This is a genomic window from Salegentibacter flavus (assembly GCF_900115145.1).
Lineage (GTDB): Bacteria > Bacteroidota > Bacteroidia > Flavobacteriales > Flavobacteriaceae > Salegentibacter > Salegentibacter flavus.
In genome coordinates, this window is record NZ_FOVL01000003.1 from 104,624 (window position 1) to 123,764 (window position 19,141).

The window sequence follows — 19,141 nt, forward strand, 5'->3', positions numbered from 1 at the left end:
TATTATTAAAAAGAGAGGGTTTCCCCTCTCCTATCTATAATCAATTTTCATTTTCCAGACGATAGATTATCTTTTTCATCTGGGCGATCTCCCTTTTCTGAGCTTCAATAATTTCTTTAGCAAGTTTTTTAGTTTCCGGATCTTTTAAATCGGCTCTTTTACTGGTTAAAACAGCAATAGAATGGTGAGGTATCATGGCCTTCATGTAAAGTACATCTCCAACAATAGGTCTCTGTGCTCTTACCAGGCCTAAAGCACTTACAAACAGCACCAGACTTCCCACATAAATAGCAATATTTTTTTTCTTATTCTTATACATATTGAGCATGAGAGACAACATGATTACGGCCATGGCAGCAATACCCAGACAGGTCATATAAAATCTAGTTAGGCTGAAATAAACATGGTCGAATTCATACGTATTCAAGTACATGGTGATATACATGGCTACAAATGATAATCCCAGCATTGAGAAAAATCTTCCATAATTGCTACCACTCATTTTGTGCTGGTTGTTTTCTTCTGAATTCATATTTTTGGTTTTAAAGTTAGTTGAGAGGTATTTACTTTTTAATTGTCTTTTTTACTGAACCGCAATTGAGCATTTTCTCACCGAAATACGGATTATTTATTTCTTCAACATCAGCATACCAGTAAGCACCTTTATTATTAAAGGCCATTGGGCAGAATTTTTTATAAATAGTTCCGCCAGAAAGGGCTTCCTCAAACATGGATCCTGCTTTTTCAGTAAATTTTGAAAATAGTTCACGCTGCTTCTCAATATCATCTGTAGAGGCAATTTGCCCTGCTAAAGATTTCATCTCTGCTCTCTCTTCAGTAAAAGATTCTTCCATGCTTTTAGCTACATCTTTAACCTGACTGGCATCTTCATTGGTTAAGGCTATTTTCATTTCAAGATAGTTATGCCAAATTTTCCCAGTCATACCATCTTTAAAATCCTGATCGGCAACATCTGGCGTTTCTTTTTCAGCCTTCTTAACTTCCTCAGGGGTATTAATTTCTACCGACTGCTTGCCTTTATCATCCATACAGGAAGTTAATAGTAACACTACTATAGCGACTACACTCATTTTAATAATAAATCTCATAATATTAGTTGTTTGGATAATTGGTTAAACTGTAATTCCCTCCACCTTTTTTTGTTTTAAAAAATTAAAAAATATCCTATTCTTTATAACTCATATATTTCTATAATTTTTCAAAATTAACTCGATCTTCAATTATTATAATCGTCTAACTTCGAGATATATAAATTTTTAATAAAGTATAGAATTTTAGTGGAGTTACTATTTTTTAAAAAGCTAAATTAGAAATTGAAGAAGTCAATTCCTTTTGTTTTAATAGAGAAAACTTTCAAAATTATTTTTTTTAACAAAAAAATGAATCTTCGATTTCATATAGAAAATCAAGCAAAGATTACGTAATGAAACATCATAATAAGATTAAACTTAAAATGATAATCTCAAGTTAAAAGTTAATGACACTATCCAAAGCCTCATCAGCATCTCTGTGGATAAAATTTGCCTGATAATTCAAAGTGGTTTTTAAATCACTATGACGATAAAGCTTTTGTAACATTAAAGGATGAATACGATCCCCCGCAATGTTACCAAAGCTATGCCTAGCAATGTGGTTAGATAAGTTTTTTTCGATTCCGCATTCTTTGGCAATTTGTTTAAGGCATTTATTAAAGACCTTAGTGACGCTTTTGGTTCGTATATAAATTTGTTCAGCATCATTAGTAGCCGTATTTCTCAAGAATGGAAAGACATAACCATTATTGAGCTTTTTCTCTTTTTTGTAATGTTCTAAAATTTTTTTTGCCTTGGAAGGAATTTTAAGGCTAAGCGCTTTTTCATTTTTATTCATTACATAATAAAGCCGGTTATCCTTAAAATCCGACCATTTCATTTTGACCACATCAGAAATACGAATACCGGCAAAATAAAAAGAAAATAGCCATACATTATGAGTGTGCCAAATAGAACTATTTTTCTTCAACTTTAGTTTTTCTATTTTTTCGATCTCTTCTATACTTAGTCCTATCTTATTACCAGAACCAATTCTAATTTTCTCTTTATCACCGGCAAAAGGATAATATTTTCGTTCAATAATTCCTTCTTTAATAGCCAAATTGAAAAGAGTTCTAATTAAAATAAGTTGGTTCGTAATAGTTCTGGTTTTCTGTCCTAAATAAGAATAGCAAAATGTTTTATATTTATTAATGAATACTTCATCAATATCTCGGAATGCTAGAGCCTTACTATTTTTAAAATAAGCTACACCATCCAACCAATCATATTCATTGAGTCGAGCCTTACTGAGACGGTTCAGTCGACGCTCCTTTATTGACTTAATAACGGCTGATTTATTTTTATTTCTTTTTAAATTTAAAAACTCTTCAAGATTATATAGAATAGATAATTCTGCCTTAGCAACGGAAAACGTTCCCCTTTCATATTTTTCCATTATGCGTTCCGCTGCTAGTTCAAAAAAAGATTTCTGTCCATAGGTTCCTTTTAATTTTTGCTTTACCTGTTTCGGGCTAACCCGATCTTTAGATTCAAAAAAAATATCATTCACTTCACTCAATTTCTTCATTAAAAAATTGTTTAGCTTTTGTGAATTTGGATGACTTCTCTTTGCTTTTCCTGCTTTTCCATCCCAATCCTTCTCAAAAACATATTGCCCAAGCCACTTATAATTGGTTTTGTAATTTTCACTAATTCTCAAAGCAAGAGGAATTCTACCATCCTTTCTAATCATATTCTTACGTAAAACGATCTTCACATTGGCCATAATTCGTTATTTAAAATGTATATAAAGATAAATAACCAATTTAAAAACTAGTACAGAATAAGTACAGAATAATTTGATTTTAACACTATTTGAATAAAATCACAAAATATGTAATTATCTAACAATCATACTATTTAATATATTTTAGTTTATTTTATATAGGTGTTTAGCTAGGTTCATAACCCGGAGGTCCCGAGTTCAAATCTCGGTCTCGCTACACTAAAAATCTCTTCTTTTCCGGAAGAGATTTTTTTGTTTTATGCTATAATATTCTTTGGTTTTTCTATCGGTAATTTCAACCTCCTGGAAATCACTGTTTAATTATTTCTTCGGAAGATTTCTGGCGGCGCCAAAAGCAGCTCCAAAAAGCGGACTTTCATCATTCATGATCACATTTACAGGAATCTTTTCCAAAAGCGTATTCATTTTGTCAGACTGAATAAAATGATGCAAGAAAAGGTCCTTATCAACCATATCGATAATCTTAGGCAGGATACCACCACCTATAAAAATTCCTCCCAATGCCTTAAATTTTAAAGCCATTTGAGCAGCCTCTGTGGCCAGATAAATGTTGAATAGTTGCATTGCTTCCTTACAGATTTCAAAGGATTCATCCATCGCACATTTGCTTATCGCCGCCGCTGGATCTCCTCCATTAAGCTTATTCTTCAAACTTTCCGGTTCCGCTACCTTTTTGTCCTCAAGCAGAAACTCATAAATATTAACAATTCCGGGCCCGGAAACAATCCGTTCCCAACTCACGTGGCCATACTTCTTCTGCAGAAATCTCCAGAGCCTAAGATCTAATTCGGTACGTTGACTAAAATCGCAGTGGCCACCTTCCGAAGCAAATGGATGATAATGAGTCCCGTCCCAATAAAGTCCAACTTCTCCAAGGCCGGTTCCGGGAGAAATCATCGCGGCATTTCCTCTATTCCACGTTCCATCTTTGATTTCAACCAAATCCTTTTTTGCCAGCACAGAAAGCCCATAAGCGTTGGCTTCCATATCATTTATAATAGAAACCCGCTCTACCTTTAGCGCATTTGCTATTTTTTTTTCATCAAGTTCCCAGGAAAAGTTTGTCCCCAATACCTTACCATCAATCACAGGTCCAGCCACTCCAAGGCAAATACTATCTATTACCGGTAAGTCTTTAGAGTGAAAAGTTGCCATAAGTTCAAGGAAGGAAGACCAGTCATTTGTCTTAAAGCTTTCCTTTTTAATGGGTTTCAAAGTATTTTCTTCAAAATGAAATAAGGCTAGGTTTGTTTTAGTTCCACCTATATCACCGGCCAAAATCACTCCCGAAGATTGTTTAAAAGTCTCTTTTCCCCGAAACGAAAGCGGAATATAAAACTCTTCAGATTCCTTATTGAACCTTACAATTTCGTCCATAATTAGTAATTTTATAAATTCTCCAATCCATACCCCTTCAGCCACAATTCTGCCTATTCAAGATAAGAATTTGATTTCCGACAGTATTAAGAGCCTTGTTAAATCTTATAAAAATCGTATTTTAGAGAGCAACTAAAACCCTAAATCTATGCTGAAAAAGCAACTTGGAAATACCAGTATTCAAGCTCCTCCTATCATTTTTGGTGGTAATGTTTTTGGATGGACCTTAAACGAAGAGGAATCCTTTAAAATGTTGGATGAACTCCTTGATCGTGGTTACGATATGATAGATACAGCCGATGTTTACTCCCGCTGGGCAGACGGTGTTGAAGCTGGGACTTCAGAAAAGATAATCGGGAAATGGATAAAGGACCGTCGGGTACGGGATAAAATTACTATTGCGACGAAGGGAGGCTCAAGTATGCAGCAGGGCGGCCCAAAAAACACTTCAAAGAATTATATACTTAAAGCAACAGAAGATTCTTTAAAACGTCTGCAAATAGATTATATCGACCTATACTTCACACATTCCGATGATGGTGAAACACCGGTAGAGGAAACCCTTGAAGCTTATCAGGAACTTATTAAGGCCGGGAAAGTAAAACATATAGGTGCCTCCAACTTTTCTCACTCAAGATTGCAGGAATCATTAGATGTTGCTAAAGAAAAAAAACTACCCAAATATGAGGTGTATCAACCTGAATATAATCTTATGGCCCGTGAAAATTTTGAAAGTTGGGGTAGACGATTCTCCAGGGAAAATAATTTAGGCGTAACCCCGTATTTCGCCCTGGCCAGCGGATTCTTAACTGGAAAATACCGAAAACCATCAGATTTTGAAGGTAAAGACCGAAAGATGTTTGCTGAAAAATATTTAAATGAGCGTGGACTGAAAGTTTTGGCAGTCCTTGATAAGATCTCGAAAAAACACGGGGTTTCCCAGGCTGCGGTAGCTCTTGGCTGGCTAATGGAAAGGCCGGGAGTAACTGCGCCTATTGCAAGTGCTACAAAATCGTCTCACCTTGATGCATTTCAGGAAGCAATTGAACTGCAATTAACCGGAGAAGAAATGAATTCTCTCCTGCGAGCTTCGGAGTATTAAATTTAAAAAGCCGGAATTCCTAAAAGAATTCCGGCTTTGATTTTATCAGGTTTATATAGCTTAACTAATTTTCTCCATTAATTCTGTGGCTGAAATCGTGTATTGTTCTCCGGTTTTCATATTCTTCAAGGTGAATTTCTCCTGCTGCATTTCTTCACCTCCGGCTAAAACTACAAACGGAATTTCCCTTTTATCGGCATATTTCATTTGCTTATTCATTTTAGCCGCATCAGGATAAAGTTCCGCAACGATTTTATTTCTTCTTAACTCCGAAATCACCTTCAGGGCGTAAAGTGCTTCCTCTTCCCCGAAATTGATAAATAACACTCTCGTATTTTCAGTGACGGTTTCCGGAAACAATCCTAATTCCTCAAGAACCAAATAGATCCTGTCCAGTCCAAAGGAAATGCCAACCCCGCTCATATCTTTTAAACCGAAGATTCCGGTAAGATCATCATAACGGCCTCCGCCACCAATTGAACCCATTTTCACACCCTCTGGTGCTGCAACTTCGAAGATCGCGCCTGTGTAATAATTGAGTCCGCGGGCCAGGGTTACATCGAGTTCCAGTTTCGCTGATTTCAATGGGATAGCGGCAATGGCTTTCTCGATAAATTCCAGCTCTGCAATTCCTGCTTTACCTATTTCTGAAGTTGCAAGGATATCTTTTATTCCCTGTATTTTTTGACCAAAATCTCCCTGAAGGTTGAAAATAGGTTGAATTTTTTCAAGGGCGATTTCTGCAATTCCTTTCTCCCGCATTTCTTTCTTAACACCTTCCTCCCCTATTTTATCGAGCTTATCGAGGGCTACGGTGAAATCTATGAGTTTATCCTGCTCTCCGATTACTTCAGCAAAACCCGATAGGACTTTTCGGTTATTTAATTTGATGGTTACTCCCTTCAATCCAAGCGAGTCGAAAACAGCATCATAAAGCTGAACGAATTCTACTTCCTGCCACAGACTTTTACTTCCCACAACATCGGCATCACACTGAAAGAATTCACGAAAACGGCCTTTCTGTGGCCTGTCTGCACGCCAAACCGGCTGGATCTGGTAGCGCTTAAACGGAAAATCTATTTCATTTTGATGCTGAACCACGTAGCGGGCAAAAGGTACGGTAAGATCGTAACGAAGGGCTTTTTCACTAATTGAAGATGTAATTTTCAGGCTGTCTTTTTCCTGAAGCAGTTTTTCATCAGCTTTCTTTAAAAAGTCTCCGGAATTCAGAATTTTAAAAATCAGCCGGTCCCCTTCTTCCCCATATTTCCCCATAAGGGTATCGGAATTTTCAAAACTGGGAGTTTCTATGGGTTGAAATCCGAAGTTTTTGAATTGAGATTTTATTTTCCCGAAGATGTAATTTCTTTTGGCAACTTCAGCAGGAGAAAAATCCCGGGTGCCTTTAGGAATAGATGGTTTTTGTGCCATAAAATTTTGGTGGTAAAGCCTTGAATTGATTTTGTTCTGGTTGCAAATATCTTAATTTTTAAGCGAACCTAAATAAATTTCAATTTTAAAGTAACATTTGGGTATTCTTAGAGTCTAATCTTTTGCATAATAATTCGAATATATGTTTGGCCTGCTAAAAGAAAACATCAGGATTGCCTTTAATTCTATTAAAAGTCAGCTCTTACGAACTATTTTAACCGTGCTGATAATCGCTATTGGAATCACCGCACTTGTAGGTATCCTTAGCGCCGTGGCAGCTCTTGAAAACACTATTAGCAGTGATTTTGCTTCTATGGGAGCAAATACCTTTAATATTCAACGCTACGAATTTAGTTCTCAACGTCGCGGAGGTGGTGAAACCGAAAAGATAAATCCAATAATAAGTTACAGAGAAGTTCGGCAATTTGAACAGAATTACGATTATCCCTATACCCAAACCTCGGTATCTTTTACCGGAACCGGAACTGCAGAAGTAAAGTATGAAAATGAAAAAACCGATCCCGAAGTTTCTGTTCTCGGGGTCAACGAAAACTTTTTAAGCAATAGCGGCCTCAATGTTGAAACCGGGCGTGAACTTAATGTCTTCGATATAAGGAACAACAGCAATGTCGCGGTTCTGGGAGCCGATTTTGTTAAGGAAAAGGGACTGTTTAGGGGAGCAGATCCTATTGGAAAGACCATTAGTGTACGTGGAGCGAAATTCAGGGTTGTTGGGGTTCTGGAATCCAAGGGTTCCACCTTTGGAAATAATCAGGATCTCAGGGTTTTGATACCTATTCAAATGGCCAGGTCCTTATTTACGCAACCCCGTATCAATTACAATTTAAGTGTTAAGGTTGAGAATAAGGAATTTCTGGAAACGGCCCAGGAAGAAGCCATCCTCACTTTTAGAAATATTAGAAAGCTCAACCCGGTAGAAGAAAATAATTTCGGGATAGAGAAGAGTGACGATTTGATAAACCGAATTTTCTCCATAACAAGTTACCTGAATATAGCAGCCTGGATCATTTCGATCATTACCATTTTTGGTTCTTCCATCGCACTGATGAATATTATGCTTGTAAGCGTTACCGAAAGGACCCGCGAAATTGGAGTTCGAAAAGCCCTGGGAGCAAAAAGCAAAACCATTGCCACACAATTTTTTATGGAAACCCTAATAATTGGGCAGATAGGCGGCATCCTGGGGATCTTATTGGGAATTCTAATCGGTTTTGGAGTTTCGGCAGTTGCCGGCTTCGATTTTACAACGCCGTGGATTGCTATGCTTTGGGCCACAGCTATAACCATTCTCGTTGCTATCCTTGCCGGAAGTTACCCTGCTGCAAAGGCCGCAAAACAGGATCCTATAGAATCACTCCGGTATGAGTAAAAAATAATCTCTTAAAATAATTAATTAACCACCTTCTCAAAATAGGTGTATAACTCACCTTTGGTGATATTAGCTCCTTGCTGAATAAGTGCAAAAATATCTTTATTGCGATCATCGCTAATCGCCTTGGTAGATGTATAAATATTCACCGATTCATCCAGAAGATTTCCCTGCAGCCAGTTATATCCTTCTTTAGTTCTGAGATCTATAGCTTCGTTTTCAATTTTAATAGCAATAAGATTGATCGTTGCAGCAGTAATTTGAAAAAGAAAAATTTGATTGGGAGAAAAATGCTCCAGGTACTCCACTTTATTTAATACTGCTTCCCAAACGAGATCACTGAATACATCCAGTTCCTGCTCGGCTACATCCGGTTTATTGACTTTTATATCCTGCCACTCTTCAGCAGTAATAGATTGGCTTGCCAGAAAATTAATAAATTCCTGGTGCATTTCTTCAAATTGTTCCTTAGTTAGGCGGGCGTATTTCATTCTCAGTTAATATTAAAGGGATCCCGATATGCATCGGGATTAGTTCAACCGGCAAACTTGCTGCGTAATATTAGACTGGCAAATTTGGGTTTCACTAAAATAGAAAAGCCCACTCAAGAAGAGCAGGCTTTTTCTTATAAGTTAAATAGATTAAGCTTCAGAGACTACATCAAAGCTGAAGTTTGAGATCACCTCACGGTGAAAACGCAAAGTAGCGTCATATTGTCCCAAACGCTTAATGTTTCCACCTGCGATGTTAATAAATTTCTTTTCGATCTCCACACCTTCCTTGGCCAGTGCATCGGCAAGATCAGCATTGGTTATAGACCCAAACAATTTGTCACCAGCTCCTGCCTTGGCAGTGATCTTGATTTCCAAACCGTTAAGTTTTTCAGCCTGTTTTTTGGCTTCATCTATGTGCTTTTGTTCTTTATAGGCACGTTGTTTCAGGGTTTCAGCCAATACTTTTTTGGCTGAAGGGGTTGCAAGTTGTGCAAATCCCTGAGGAATTAAAAAGTTACGTCCGTATCCGTTTTTCACGTTTACAACGTCATCTTTAAAGCCTAAATTATCTACGTCTTTCTTAAGTATCAATTCCATAAAACTGCCTTTATTATTTTAGTAAATCACCAACGTATGGCATTAGTGCCAAATGACGGGCGCGTTTAACGGCAACAGCCACTTTTCTTTGGTATTTTAATGAGGTTCCTGTTAAACGACGAGGCAACAATTTACCTTGCTCGTTTACGAAACTCATTAAAAAATCCGGATCTTTATAATCTATATATTTAATTCCAGATCTTTTAAACCGGCAATACTTCTTGGTTTTAGAAGTTTCTATGTTAAGAGGGGTAAGATATCTGATCTCCCCGTCTTTTTTTCCTTTTGCTTGTTGTTCAATAGAGGTAGCCATACTTACGCTTTTTCTTGTTTACGGTTTCTTCTTTTCTCAGCCCAGGCAATAGCGTGTTTGTCTAACTTAACGGTTAGATAACGCATCATGCGCTCATCTCTTCTGAAGGCAAGTTCTAAAGGCTCAATAGCCTCACCTGGTGCCTGAAATTCAAATAAGTGATAGAAACCACTTTTTTTGTTTTGGATTGGATAAGCCAGTTTTCTTAGCCCCCAGTCTTCTTTTGATATCATCTTGGCACCTTTAGAAACAAGAAATTCTTCGTATTTCTGAACTGTCTCCTTTATCTGCTCATCAGATAAAACGGGATTCAAGATGAAAACAGTTTCATAATGATTCATATAAAATAACTTTTAATTAAATTGGCTGCAAAAGTAGAATTATTATTTCTATTTTCAAAGCCCTACCGCGTAGATAAAGTGCATTTAATCCTAATGAATGTACTCTTTAACTTGTAATTAATAAATTTAATGTTTAATATTGTTATTACTTAACCTAACTGACTGTGGAAGAAATTTTACTCAAATGTGCTGTTGTCGATGATTCCAGTTTACAAAGACTGTCTATTGTAAAGCTGATTAAAGACCATCCTAACCTAAAGTTGGTGGCTGAGTATAATAACGCCATCGAAACCAAAAACGGCTTACTGGATACCGAAACCGATCTTATTTTTCTGGATATAGAGATGCCAATACTTTCGGGTTTCGAACTGCTTGACGACCTTCCCAATAAACCTCAAATTATATTTGTAACCGGTAAAACCCAATATGCGTTTAAAGCCTTTGATTATGATGCGATAGATTACATTCACAAACCGGTCACCAAGGAGCGTTTTAGTAATGCGGTTAATAAGGCGATCAATCTTTTCAAACTTAAACATCAGGTCCCGGTTAACCCCGAGGATGAAGAATTTATTTTTGTAAAAAGCAATTTGAAGAACAGAAAGGTTTTTCTGAATAAATTAAAATACATCCAGGCCTTAGGTGATTACGTAAAGTTTGTAACCGAAAAGGAAAATTTTGTGGTACTAGCTACCATGAAATCTTTTGAGGAACAATTACCAAATGATAAGTTTCTACGAACTCACAAATCTTATATTGTGAATTTAGATAAGATTGAGCGTTACAACAGTAAAAACATAGAAATAGATAAACAACAGCTTCCTCTTAGCAGGCATAAAAAAAGTGACCTTGTTGAAGCGTTAAGCCAAATCCATTAAGTTATTAGACAGTAGGTTTTTTACTCTCATCTTTAGAAAACAGTTCTAAAATTCAGTCCTGATTATACCGGGTCTACATTTACCACCACTCTTATACTTCTGAAAGCTCCAATTGACTTAAAACTCAGCAGAATTTTATTTGCTACCTCTTTAGTTTTCTCAAGACTCTGTTGCTGTGGGATTTTCAGCAGAATATTTTTATAATATTCATTTCGTATACGTGCTACAGGAGGATATTCCGGGCCTAATACATATTCCCCAAAGACATTTGTAAGCGATTTCGCCAACCAATCGGCGGCAGTATTATTAGTAGAATAATCCCTGCTCTTTAAGGTAAACCGAATAATCCTATAATATGGCGGATATTTGTAATTATAGCGCTCTTCAAGTTGTTCTTTATACATTGCTGCGTAATCTCCTGTGGAGACCTGTTGAATTATCTGATGGTTTGGATTATAACTCTGGATCAAAACTTTCCCCCGCTTTTTTGTTCTTCCTGCTCTTCCTGCGACCTGTAGCATCAATTGAAAACTACGCTCATGAGCTCTGAAATCGGGGAAGTTTAACAGGTTATCTGCATTCATGATACCCACCAGATTAACGTGTCGGAAATCGAGACCTTTGGTAACCATTTGGGTGCCCACAAGTATATCTATCTCCTGTTGCTCAAAGGCGCCAATAATTTTATCAAAAGCATATTTGCCACGGGTCGTATCTTGATCCATTCTTGCTATTTTATGGTCCGGAAATAAAGCCTTGAGTTCGGTTTCTATCTGTTCTGTTCCAAAACCTTTAGTTGAAATATCTGTACTATGACAGGCCATGCATTTTTGTTGCATCGCGATATGATATCCGCAGTAGTGACAACGCAACTGGTTGTTATTAGCGTGGTAGGTTAGACTCACATCACAGTTGGGGCATTGCGGAGAATGACCGCAGGTATTGCATTCCAATATTGGCGAAAAACCACGCCGGTTTTGAAACAGGATCACTTGCTCATCTTCCTTTAATGTCCTTTTTATCTCTTCAAGCAGCCGATCTGAAAAATGACCGGTCATTCGTTTCTTTTTATGCTTGGTCTTAATATCAACAATTTCAATTTCCGGGACCAGCACATCCCCAAACCTTCTGTTAAGTTCCACAAGACCGTATTTATGATGCTGCGCATTAGAATAAGACTCTAATGAGGGCGTAGCTGATCCTAATAGAATATTCGCCTTAAAGTATGAACCTAAAACTACTGCCGCGTCCCTGGCATGGTATCTTGGCGCAGGGTCATACTGCTTGAACGAGCTTTCGTGTTCTTCATCTACAACCACTAATCCCAGATTGGTGAAAGGAAGAAAAATAGATGACCGGGCACCAATAATCACCTGTCCGGAACCTGGATTATAGAGAATTTTACGATAAACCTCTACTCGTTCATTAACCGAATACTTACTGTGGTAAATCAGGACTTTATCTCCAAAATAATGCTGTAATCTGTGGATGAGCTGGGTGGTAAGAGCGATTTCCGGAAGCAGGTAAAGCGCCTGTTTGCCTGCGGCCAGCACCTCTTTTATAAGCTGAATATAAATCTCTGTCTTTCCTGAAGATGTGATGCCATGCAGCAGTCCCACCTTGTTTCCCGCAAAATGTTCTTTTATTTCTGAAAAAGCTTTTTGCTGAAATTTGCTAAAAACAATCTCTTTCGAGGTGGTTTCCCCTGAAAAACTGACCCTATCTATCTCCTGGTAAAATTCTTCCAGGATACCTTTATCAATCAAGGCTTTTAAAGTCCCCGGCGAAGCTTTGCTTTCTTTAAGCAGGTTTTTTAATTTCAGCGGTTTATTGCTCTTTGCCGTTAAGCTGAAATAGGTTAATATAATATCCCGTTGGCTGGGTGCCCTGCTTAAAGAATCCAACAGTTCGTGCATTGAAGCCTCATCGCGGTAATTTTCACTCAGTTTTACAAAGCGGGTTTTCTTAGGTTTATACTGTTCGTAGATCTCCTGATTAAGCACCAACACCTCTTTTTCAATAAGCCTGTTTATTATGGGTAATACGGTCTTTTTATCCAGTAACTTCATTACTTCCTGAATCTTTAAGGAAGATTGTCCTTGCAGTGCTTCCACCAGAAGAAATTCATCGTCGTTTAATTCTGTTTCGGATAAATGTTCTTTATTTTTTAATTGAATCACTCCCTCACTCTCAAGCAAAAAAGCGCCGGGAAGCGCAGCACGAAGCACATCTCCTTCAGCACACATATAATATGTAGAGATCCATTGCCAGAATTTTAATTGATTGTTGGTGATTAAGGCTTCTTTATCGAGAATCTGATGGATAGGTTTCGCCTCATAGACCTCAGGTGGCCTTTGGTGAATATTTGCCGCTATACCAGTATAAATCTTGGATTTCCCGAAAGGAACTGCAACCCGCATTCCGGGATAAAGGAATGTAGCTTCTTCCTCTGAAACCTCATAAGTAAAGCGCTTATCTAAAGGCAGAGGAAGGATTACGTCAACAAAGTAGGGCATTTACACCTGGTTTTGATAGATTATAAGGAATTATAAAAGTAAAAAACCATCCTAAAATAGAATGGTTTTTTATCATTTTGTTATCGGAAGGCTATTTTGCTCGTTCCCAGATTTTGGTCTTATAGAAAAAGGCTACATAACCTCTTACATTTAGCTTATTGGGATCATTTTCATCAAGCCAGATCTTACCTTTATATTCTTTCCCCGATTTTGGGTCAATTAAAGTTCCACCTGTATATTCTTCACCTTCTTTTTCAAAACCACTTATCACCTCAAGACCTTCAATAGGTTTATCTTTAAGTTCTCCGCTGCATTTATTGCAGGTTTGATCGCGATCCTCTTCTTTCATTATCCGTATTACTTTTCCTGCAACCTCTCCGCCGTGTTCGTAAATCTCTATGATAGAGTTTACTTTCCCGGCATCATTGGTCACCTGCCATTTTCCGAAAATGCTTTGGGCTTGCATCCCAAAACAGGCAAATAAAGTGCAAAAGGAAAGCAGTAGCAGGTTCACATTAATTTTCATAGCAATTTTCTTTTATCCGGAAAATTATTTTCCCAGCATTCCTTTTTTAAGGTCTTTGTCGGCAGGTTTATCTGATAACCAAATTCCGAAAAGGGCCCGTTTAAAATCCAGTCCCTTAATATTACCAGATTCATTCCCGTTTTTATAGACAGTTACTCCATCCTCAGGAATATAAACGATATCAAAAACATCTTCTTGATTAATCTGTTCATCGAAGAAGCTTTTGAATTTAGCTATTTCCGAAGAAATTGGAGCTGTATTACCATTTGTGGCATTTTCAAATCCCTCATTTACCGCATCAATCATTCTTTTACTGGTAATCATTTTTGAAACCATGTGCAGTTTGATAGCCATTGGCTTATCGGCTTTCATAATTTCAGCAGCATTAGAAGATTTAGCATTAAGATAAAGCCCGCCTACATACATATCCATCCAAAATTTTTCCCGCACCCCGGCCCCATTCAGCATTAATTCTTCTGAGCCATATTCAAGAGTATTTGGAAGGCTGATCCCACCAATTTCGGTTTGAGCCCCTGCAATAGAGATGCTGAAAACAGCGAACAATAAAAGGATTACATTTTTCATTTTGTGTGGTTTATTAGTTAAAATTATTTGAAATTCTTTTTCAGTTTTATTAAAGAGGCGTTAAGTTCAAAACCCAGTAACAATATATTTGAATTTATCCAAATATATACCATTAGAATTAAGAGGGCTCCAATGGAACCGTATAATTCGTTATAAGAGGAGAAATTTTCAATATACAATTCAAAAAGATAAGTGGTTAACAAAATAAGAATTGTGGTGAAAAATGCTCCTATGGAAAAGAACGTCGCCTTCCTTGCTTCTTTGGTTCCGAAAAAATACAAAGTGGCTACCCCAATATAAATCAATAATACAAAAGCACTGTATTTTATCAATTTAGCTCCTACCCCATCTTTAGGCACCAAGCCCATCTCATTAAGATCATCTAAAGCATAAGTTAAATAAACACCGAGTATAACTGTAATGAGCAACAACAGTGCCATGATAAGAGAAACTCCTACAGCTATAATATACTGCCTGATGATAGATCGGTTTGCATTGGTATGGTAAGAAAATTCAAAACCGGTAAATATCGCATTCACCCCATTTGTCATTAAAAATATAGATAAAATAAATGCTACTGACAGAAGACCCCCACGAGGCGTATTGGCGATATCCAAAAAAATATCATTGAAAAACACTGATGTTTGCGGCGGCAAAAGCGAATCCATAAAAATTAGAAACTGAAGCTGAAAATCATCGATAAACTGTACATAAGGTATCAAATTAAGCATAAAAAGTAAAAAAGGAAACAAGGCCATAAAAAAGCTAAAGGCAATGGCACTGGCACGGGTAGAAAATGTACCCTTTATTATTCCTCCTGAATAAATCTCCCAAAGATCATAAAGCGATAAACCTTCCAAACCCGGCAAAATGATGCTCTTGGTCTTATTTTCCCACCAATTTGAAAATTGCTCCAGTTTAGATTCAAATGCTTTATAAAGAGCCATATTATATAGCTTTTAAACTAAGATCTTTGTTGTGAACCGAATGTGTTAATGCGCCGCTCGAGATATAATCTACCCCGCATTCTGCGTATTGCCTAGCAGTTTCCAGGGTAATACCACCGCTGGATTCGGTTTGACATTTTCCGTTGATCAATTCTACAGCCGTCCTGGTGTCTTCGTAATTGAAATTATCTATTAAGATACGGTAAACTCCCTCCGACTCCAATATCTCCTTGATTTCATTAAGGTCTCTTGCTTCTACTATAATCTTAAGATCCAGATCATTTATTCTTAGGTATTCTTTCGTTTTCTGAATCGCTTTGGTAACTCCGCCGGCAAAATCTATATGGTTATCCTTCAGCATTATCATATCGTAAAGTCCAAATCTATGGTTCTCTCCTCCCCCTATCTTTACAGCCCATTTTTCCAGGGCTCTTATCCCGGGAGTGGTTTTTCGGGTATCAAGGATTTTTGTTTTTGTGCCTTCCAATTTATCAGCAAACTGCTTAGTTTTTGTTGCAATAGCACTCATGCGTTGCATGGCATTAAGCACAAGCCTTTCAGCTTTTAAAATTGATTGAGAATTCCCTTCCACATAAAATGCAACATCCCTAGGGTTCATCTGGCTACCATCCTTTATAAGAACTTCAGTTTTTAAATAGGGGTCTACCTTTTCGAAAACCATAAGGGCAAAATCTACTCCGGCTAAAATACCGGTGTCCTTTACCAAAAGTTTTGCTTTCCCGGTTGCATTAGCAGGAATACAGGCCAGCGAACTGTGATCTCCATCACCAATGTCTTCCCTTACAGCATTGGTGATAATTAAATCTATTTCTTTTTCAAATTGGTCTTTTGAGATCATTTGCAATACTTATTTTTGTAAAAGTAGGAAAGTCTGCGTTAAATAAAGGATATGACCATAAAATTAGTATGTATAGGCAAGACCGATAGTACAGAGTTAAAACAACTCATAGAAATGTATAAAAAGCGGCTTCAGTTCTATATAAAATTTGAAATTGAGGTAATTCCCGATCTCAAAAAAGCTAAGAATCTCGATGAAAACCAGCAAAAGACTAAAGAGAGAGAGCTTATTTTGTCTAAGGTACAAGCTTCAGATTTTGTGGTGTTACTTGACGAAAAAGGGAAAGAATTCACCTCAGTAGGATTTTCAGAATATATTCAGAAAAGATTGAATAGCGGGATGAAACAATTGATCTTTGTGATTGGTGGTCCCTATGGTTTTTCTGAAGACCTTTACAAAAGAGCCGATTCAAAACTGGCACTTTCTAAACTTACCTTTTCTCATCAAATGGTACGATTATTCTTTACAGAGCAACTATATCGTGCCTTCACCATCTTAAAAAACGAACCTTATCACCATCAATAAATCACTATGGATCTAGTATTTGCCACTCATAACAAGAATAAGATGAAGGAGATAAAAGCGCTCCTTCCACACTATATCAATTTGCTTTCCCTGGACGACATTGGTTGTAATGAGGAAATCCCTGAAACCAGTGCCACCATAGAAGGAAATGCTGTTATAAAGGCTGAATATGTAAAGCATCGGTATGGCTATGATGTTTTTGCCGATGATACGGGTTTGGAAGTGGAAGCGCTGGATGGCGCACCGGGAGTATTATCTGCACGTTATGCCGGAGAAACCAAAAGTGACCAGGCCAATATGGAAAAACTTCTTCAGGAATTGAAAGATAAGGATAACCGCAACGCCAGATTTAAAACCGTAATAGCCCTAAATTTAAACGACCGGCAAAATCTCTTTGTCGGCACTTGTACAGGCACTATAATAGACCAGGCTCGTGGAGATCAGGGTTTTGGATACGACCCCATTTTTCAACCAGAAGGATATGATAAAACATTTGCTGAAATGAGCCTGTCTGAAAAATCAGAATTGAGTCATCGAGGCAAGGCATTTAGAGCGCTAATCTCCTATCTTTCAAAATAAAAGCCTTCAGAAAGGATTTATTGCGCACGAAGCCGTACCTTTGCCGCTTATTTTAATTTTTATATGAACAAATTTGAACAATTAGGTTTAAACCCTTCAATTCTTAAAGCAGTCGAAGAAATGGGTTTTGAAAGCCCAAGTGAAATTCAGGAAAAAGCTATTCCTGTCTTGTTAAATGAAGACACCGATATGGTGGCCCTGGCCCAAACCGGAACAGGTAAAACAGCTGCTTTTGGATTTCCGCTTATCCAGAAAATCAATTCTAGCGCAAAACATACGCAGGCATTAATTCTCTCACCTACCCGTGAGCTTTGCCTACAGATCACCAACGAATTAAAGAACTATTCTAAATTCGAAAAAAATCTTAATGCGGTTGCCATTTATGGTGGTGCAAGCATTACAGACCAGGCGCGCCAGATTGAGCGCGGAGCGCAAATTATTGTAGCTACTCCAGGTCGTATGCAGGATATGATGAACCGTAGAATGGTAGATATCACTAAAATAGATTACTGTGTTTTAGATGAGGCCGATGAAATGTTGAATATGGGCTTCTATGAAGACATCACCACCATTCTTGCAGATACTCCAAAAAGTAAAAACACCTGGCTTTTTTCTGCTACAATGCCTAAGCAAGTAGCTACCATCGCCAAGAAATTCATGAAGACTCCCATAGAAATTACTGTGGGAACCAAAAATCAGGGAACCAGTAACGTTTCGCACGAATACTACCTGGTTAACTCAAGACAACGTTATGAGGCTCTAAAAAGGCTGGCAGATGCAAATCCAGATATTTTCTCGGTAATCTTTTGCCGAACAAAAAGAGACACTCAAAAAGTTGCTGAAAAACTAATAGAAGACGGTTACAGCGCTGCAGCGCTTCACGGAGATTTAAGTCAGAACCAGCGTGACCTGGTGATGAAGAGTTTCAGAACCAAACAAATCCAGATGCTTGTGGCAACTGATGTTGCCGCTCGTGGAATTGACGTAGAAGATATCACCCACGTGATCAACTACCAGTTACCAGACGAAATTGAAACTTATACCCACCGAAGCGGTAGAACCGGTAGAGCGGGAAAAAGTGGAGTTTCTATCGTTATCGTTTCAAAAAGTGAAGTGCGTAAAATCAAAAGTATTGAACGCATAATTCAGCAGAAATTCGAGCAAAAAGATATTCCTGATGGAATGGAGATTTGCAGAGTTCAGTTATTTCACCTGGCGAACGATATTAAAGAAACAAAAATCAATCACGAGATAGATCCTTACTTGCCGAGTATTAACGAGGTTTTGGAAGGTTTTAGCCGTGAGGAATTGATCAAGAAATTCTTCTCAGTAGAATTCACCCGTTTCTTTAATTATTACAAGAATTCATCAGATCTAAGCTCTACAGGAGGTGCTTCAGAGAGATCCTCGGGTGGAGAAGAGTCTACCAGATTTTTTATCAATATTGGTGCAAAAGATGATTTCGACTGGATGAGTCTTAAGGATTTCCTTAAAGCAACTCTTGACCTAGGGCGCGATGACGTTTATAAAGTTGATGTTAAATCTACCTTCTCTTTCTTTAATACAGATGCAGTGCACGCCGATAAGGTGATTGAAACTTTTAAAAGCTTCAAACATAATGGCCGTCATATCGATGTAGAAATTACAACTGATTCGGGTCGTGGAGGAAGAAGCAGAGGCGGTGGCGGTAAAGAACGCTCTGGAAAACCATTTAAAGGTGGAAAATCAGGAGGAAGACGTTCTGAAGGATTTGACAAAAAAGGGCGCGGGGATAAAAAATCCGGCGATCGTGGCAGAAATATAGAAAGTTCTCTAAAAAGGAGACGTTCTAAAAAATAAT

20 protein-coding genes are annotated in these 19,141 nt (G+C 37.7%); 6 read left to right on the forward strand and 14 right to left on the reverse strand.

Features of this window, described 5'->3' with window-relative positions; all coding sequences use genetic code 11:
* Nucleotides 1–40: 40 nt before the first annotated feature.
* The 4 genes from BM266_RS03955 to glk form a co-directional block, all read right to left on the reverse strand.
* A complete protein-coding gene (locus BM266_RS03955; protein ID WP_093406151.1) occupies nucleotides 41–532 on the reverse strand; it encodes a DUF305 domain-containing protein in 492 nt (163 codons plus the stop codon).
* Nucleotides 533–563: 31 nt separating this feature from the next.
* Nucleotides 564–1,109 carry a DUF3347 domain-containing protein gene (locus tag BM266_RS03960; protein ID WP_093406153.1) on the reverse strand — a complete coding sequence of 182 codons (546 nt, stop codon included), beginning with the start codon at nucleotides 1,107–1,109 and terminating at the stop codon, nucleotides 564–566.
* A gap of 379 nt (nucleotides 1,110–1,488) precedes the next feature.
* Nucleotides 1,489–2,820, reverse strand: coding sequence for a tyrosine-type recombinase/integrase (locus BM266_RS03965; RefSeq protein WP_093406156.1), 1,332 nt, complete (start codon nucleotides 2,818–2,820; stop codon nucleotides 1,489–1,491).
* Nucleotides 2,821–3,141: 321 nt separating this feature from the next.
* The gene (gene glk / locus BM266_RS03970) at nucleotides 3,142–4,218 is read right to left on the reverse strand and encodes a glucokinase (protein ID WP_093406418.1); all 1,077 of its coding nucleotides are present in this window, start codon (nucleotides 4,216–4,218) and stop codon (nucleotides 3,142–3,144) included.
* A 148-nt stretch (nucleotides 4,219–4,366) separates the two neighbouring features.
* On the opposite strand from glk, the gene BM266_RS03975 reads away from it, so the two are divergent.
* Complete coding sequence (locus BM266_RS03975; RefSeq protein ID WP_093406158.1) at nucleotides 4,367–5,320, forward strand: aldo/keto reductase; 954 nt, start codon at nucleotides 4,367–4,369, stop codon at nucleotides 5,318–5,320.
* Nucleotides 5,321–5,380: 60 nt separating this feature from the next.
* Here BM266_RS03975 and hisS read toward each other — a convergent pair whose 3' ends face one another.
* The gene (gene hisS, locus BM266_RS03980; protein WP_093406161.1) at nucleotides 5,381–6,751 is read right to left on the reverse strand and encodes a histidine--tRNA ligase; all 1,371 of its coding nucleotides are present in this window, start codon (nucleotides 6,749–6,751) and stop codon (nucleotides 5,381–5,383) included.
* A gap of 142 nt (nucleotides 6,752–6,893) precedes the next feature.
* Between hisS and BM266_RS03985 the strand changes: the two genes are divergently transcribed.
* Nucleotides 6,894–8,141: an ABC transporter permease gene (locus BM266_RS03985; RefSeq protein WP_093406163.1), complete on the forward strand. Its 1,248-nt coding sequence runs from the start codon at nucleotides 6,894–6,896 to the stop codon at nucleotides 8,139–8,141.
* 20 nt (nucleotides 8,142–8,161) lie between these two features.
* Here BM266_RS03985 and BM266_RS03990 read toward each other — a convergent pair whose 3' ends face one another.
* From BM266_RS03990 to rpsF, 4 genes are all read right to left on the reverse strand, one after another.
* Entirely contained in the window at nucleotides 8,162–8,632 is a 471-nt protein-coding gene (locus tag BM266_RS03990) for a DUF6495 family protein (RefSeq protein ID WP_093406166.1), read from the reverse strand.
* Between the two features lie 150 nt (nucleotides 8,633–8,782).
* Nucleotides 8,783–9,232: a 50S ribosomal protein L9 gene (gene rplI / locus BM266_RS03995; RefSeq protein ID WP_093406168.1), complete on the reverse strand. Its 450-nt coding sequence runs from the start codon at nucleotides 9,230–9,232 to the stop codon at nucleotides 8,783–8,785.
* Nucleotides 9,233–9,245: 13 nt separating this feature from the next.
* Nucleotides 9,246–9,545 carry a 30S ribosomal protein S18 gene (gene rpsR / locus BM266_RS04000; protein WP_013071549.1) on the reverse strand — a complete coding sequence of 100 codons (300 nt, stop codon included), beginning with the start codon at nucleotides 9,543–9,545 and terminating at the stop codon, nucleotides 9,246–9,248.
* A 2-nt stretch (nucleotides 9,546–9,547) separates the two neighbouring features.
* The gene (gene rpsF, locus BM266_RS04005; protein WP_093406170.1) at nucleotides 9,548–9,886 is read right to left on the reverse strand and encodes a 30S ribosomal protein S6; all 339 of its coding nucleotides are present in this window, start codon (nucleotides 9,884–9,886) and stop codon (nucleotides 9,548–9,550) included.
* 173 nt (nucleotides 9,887–10,059) lie between these two features.
* On the opposite strand from rpsF, the gene BM266_RS04010 reads away from it, so the two are divergent.
* On the forward strand, nucleotides 10,060–10,764 hold the full coding sequence (locus BM266_RS04010; protein WP_093406421.1) for a LytR/AlgR family response regulator transcription factor: 705 nt from the start codon (nucleotides 10,060–10,062) through the stop codon (nucleotides 10,762–10,764).
* A gap of 62 nt (nucleotides 10,765–10,826) precedes the next feature.
* Here BM266_RS04010 and priA read toward each other — a convergent pair whose 3' ends face one another.
* The 5 genes from priA to nadC form a co-directional block, all read right to left on the reverse strand.
* Entirely contained in the window at nucleotides 10,827–13,280 is a 2,454-nt protein-coding gene (gene priA / locus BM266_RS04015; protein WP_093406172.1) for a replication restart helicase PriA, read from the reverse strand.
* A 91-nt stretch (nucleotides 13,281–13,371) separates the two neighbouring features.
* Nucleotides 13,372–13,806, reverse strand: a complete 435-nt coding sequence (locus tag BM266_RS04020) for a DUF2147 domain-containing protein (protein WP_093406175.1) — start codon at nucleotides 13,804–13,806, stop codon at nucleotides 13,372–13,374.
* A gap of 24 nt (nucleotides 13,807–13,830) precedes the next feature.
* Entirely contained in the window at nucleotides 13,831–14,391 is a 561-nt protein-coding gene (locus tag BM266_RS04025; RefSeq protein ID WP_093406177.1) for a chalcone isomerase family protein, read from the reverse strand.
* 23 nt (nucleotides 14,392–14,414) lie between these two features.
* Nucleotides 14,415–15,338 (reverse strand): YihY/virulence factor BrkB family protein, encoded by a 924-nt coding sequence (locus BM266_RS04030; RefSeq protein ID WP_093406180.1) that lies wholly within the window; start codon nucleotides 15,336–15,338, stop codon nucleotides 14,415–14,417.
* A gap of 1 nt (nucleotide 15,339) precedes the next feature.
* The gene (gene nadC, locus BM266_RS04035) at nucleotides 15,340–16,197 is read right to left on the reverse strand and encodes a carboxylating nicotinate-nucleotide diphosphorylase (protein WP_093406183.1); all 858 of its coding nucleotides are present in this window, start codon (nucleotides 16,195–16,197) and stop codon (nucleotides 15,340–15,342) included.
* 51 nt (nucleotides 16,198–16,248) lie between these two features.
* Here nadC and rlmH point away from each other — a divergent pair, with 51 nt between their 5' ends.
* The 3 genes from rlmH (at nucleotide 16,249) to BM266_RS04050 (ending at nucleotide 19,140) form a co-directional block, all read left to right on the forward strand.
* Nucleotides 16,249–16,722, forward strand: a complete 474-nt coding sequence (gene rlmH, locus BM266_RS04040; protein WP_093406185.1) for a 23S rRNA (pseudouridine(1915)-N(3))-methyltransferase RlmH — start codon at nucleotides 16,249–16,251, stop codon at nucleotides 16,720–16,722.
* Nucleotides 16,723–16,728: 6 nt separating this feature from the next.
* Nucleotides 16,729–17,301, forward strand: coding sequence for a non-canonical purine NTP diphosphatase (locus tag BM266_RS04045; protein WP_093406188.1), 573 nt, complete (start codon nucleotides 16,729–16,731; stop codon nucleotides 17,299–17,301).
* 63 nt (nucleotides 17,302–17,364) lie between these two features.
* A complete protein-coding gene (locus BM266_RS04050) occupies nucleotides 17,365–19,140 on the forward strand; it encodes a DEAD/DEAH box helicase (RefSeq protein WP_093406190.1) in 1,776 nt (591 codons plus the stop codon).
* Nucleotide 19,141 lies beyond the last annotated feature (1 nt).

Bases quoted from the DNA above. Each gene is read 5' to 3' on its own strand.
- BM266_RS03975 (WP_093406158.1), top strand. From the start codon at position 4,367: ATGCTGAAAAAGCAACTTGGAAATACCAGTATTCAAGCTCCTCCTATC.
- BM266_RS04025 (WP_093406177.1), bottom strand. From the start codon at position 14,391: ATGAAAAATGTAATCCTTTTATTGTTCGCTGTTTTCAGCATCTCTATT.
- rpsF (WP_093406170.1), bottom strand. From the start codon at position 9,886: ATGAATCATTATGAAACTGTTTTCATCTTGAATCCCGTTTTATCTGAT.
- priA (WP_093406172.1), bottom strand. From the start codon at position 13,280: ATGCCCTACTTTGTTGACGTAATCCTTCCTCTGCCTTTAGATAAGCGC.
- BM266_RS03965 (WP_093406156.1), bottom strand. From the start codon at position 2,820: ATGGCCAATGTGAAGATCGTTTTACGTAAGAATATGATTAGAAAGGAT.
- BM266_RS04030 (WP_093406180.1), bottom strand. From the start codon at position 15,338: ATGGCTCTTTATAAAGCATTTGAATCTAAACTGGAGCAATTTTCAAAT.
- hisS (WP_093406161.1), bottom strand. From the start codon at position 6,751: ATGGCACAAAAACCATCTATTCCTAAAGGCACCCGGGATTTTTCTCCT.
- BM266_RS03990 (WP_093406166.1), bottom strand. From the start codon at position 8,632: ATGAAATACGCCCGCCTAACTAAGGAACAATTTGAAGAAATGCACCAG.
- BM266_RS03985 (WP_093406163.1), top strand. From the start codon at position 6,894: ATGTTTGGCCTGCTAAAAGAAAACATCAGGATTGCCTTTAATTCTATT.
- nadC (WP_093406183.1), bottom strand. From the start codon at position 16,197: ATGATCTCAAAAGACCAATTTGAAAAAGAAATAGATTTAATTATCACC.
- BM266_RS04045 (WP_093406188.1), top strand. From the start codon at position 16,729: ATGGATCTAGTATTTGCCACTCATAACAAGAATAAGATGAAGGAGATA.
- BM266_RS03955 (WP_093406151.1), bottom strand. From the start codon at position 532: ATGAATTCAGAAGAAAACAACCAGCACAAAATGAGTGGTAGCAATTAT.
- rpsR (WP_013071549.1), bottom strand. From the start codon at position 9,545: ATGGCTACCTCTATTGAACAACAAGCAAAAGGAAAAAAAGACGGGGAG.
- BM266_RS04020 (WP_093406175.1), bottom strand. From the start codon at position 13,806: ATGAAAATTAATGTGAACCTGCTACTGCTTTCCTTTTGCACTTTATTT.
- rlmH (WP_093406185.1), top strand. From the start codon at position 16,249: ATGACCATAAAATTAGTATGTATAGGCAAGACCGATAGTACAGAGTTA.
- rplI (WP_093406168.1), bottom strand. From the start codon at position 9,232: ATGGAATTGATACTTAAGAAAGACGTAGATAATTTAGGCTTTAAAGAT.
- BM266_RS03960 (WP_093406153.1), bottom strand. From the start codon at position 1,109: ATGAGATTTATTATTAAAATGAGTGTAGTCGCTATAGTAGTGTTACTA.
- BM266_RS04050 (WP_093406190.1), top strand. From the start codon at position 17,365: ATGAACAAATTTGAACAATTAGGTTTAAACCCTTCAATTCTTAAAGCA.
- glk (WP_093406418.1), bottom strand. From the start codon at position 4,218: ATGGACGAAATTGTAAGGTTCAATAAGGAATCTGAAGAGTTTTATATT.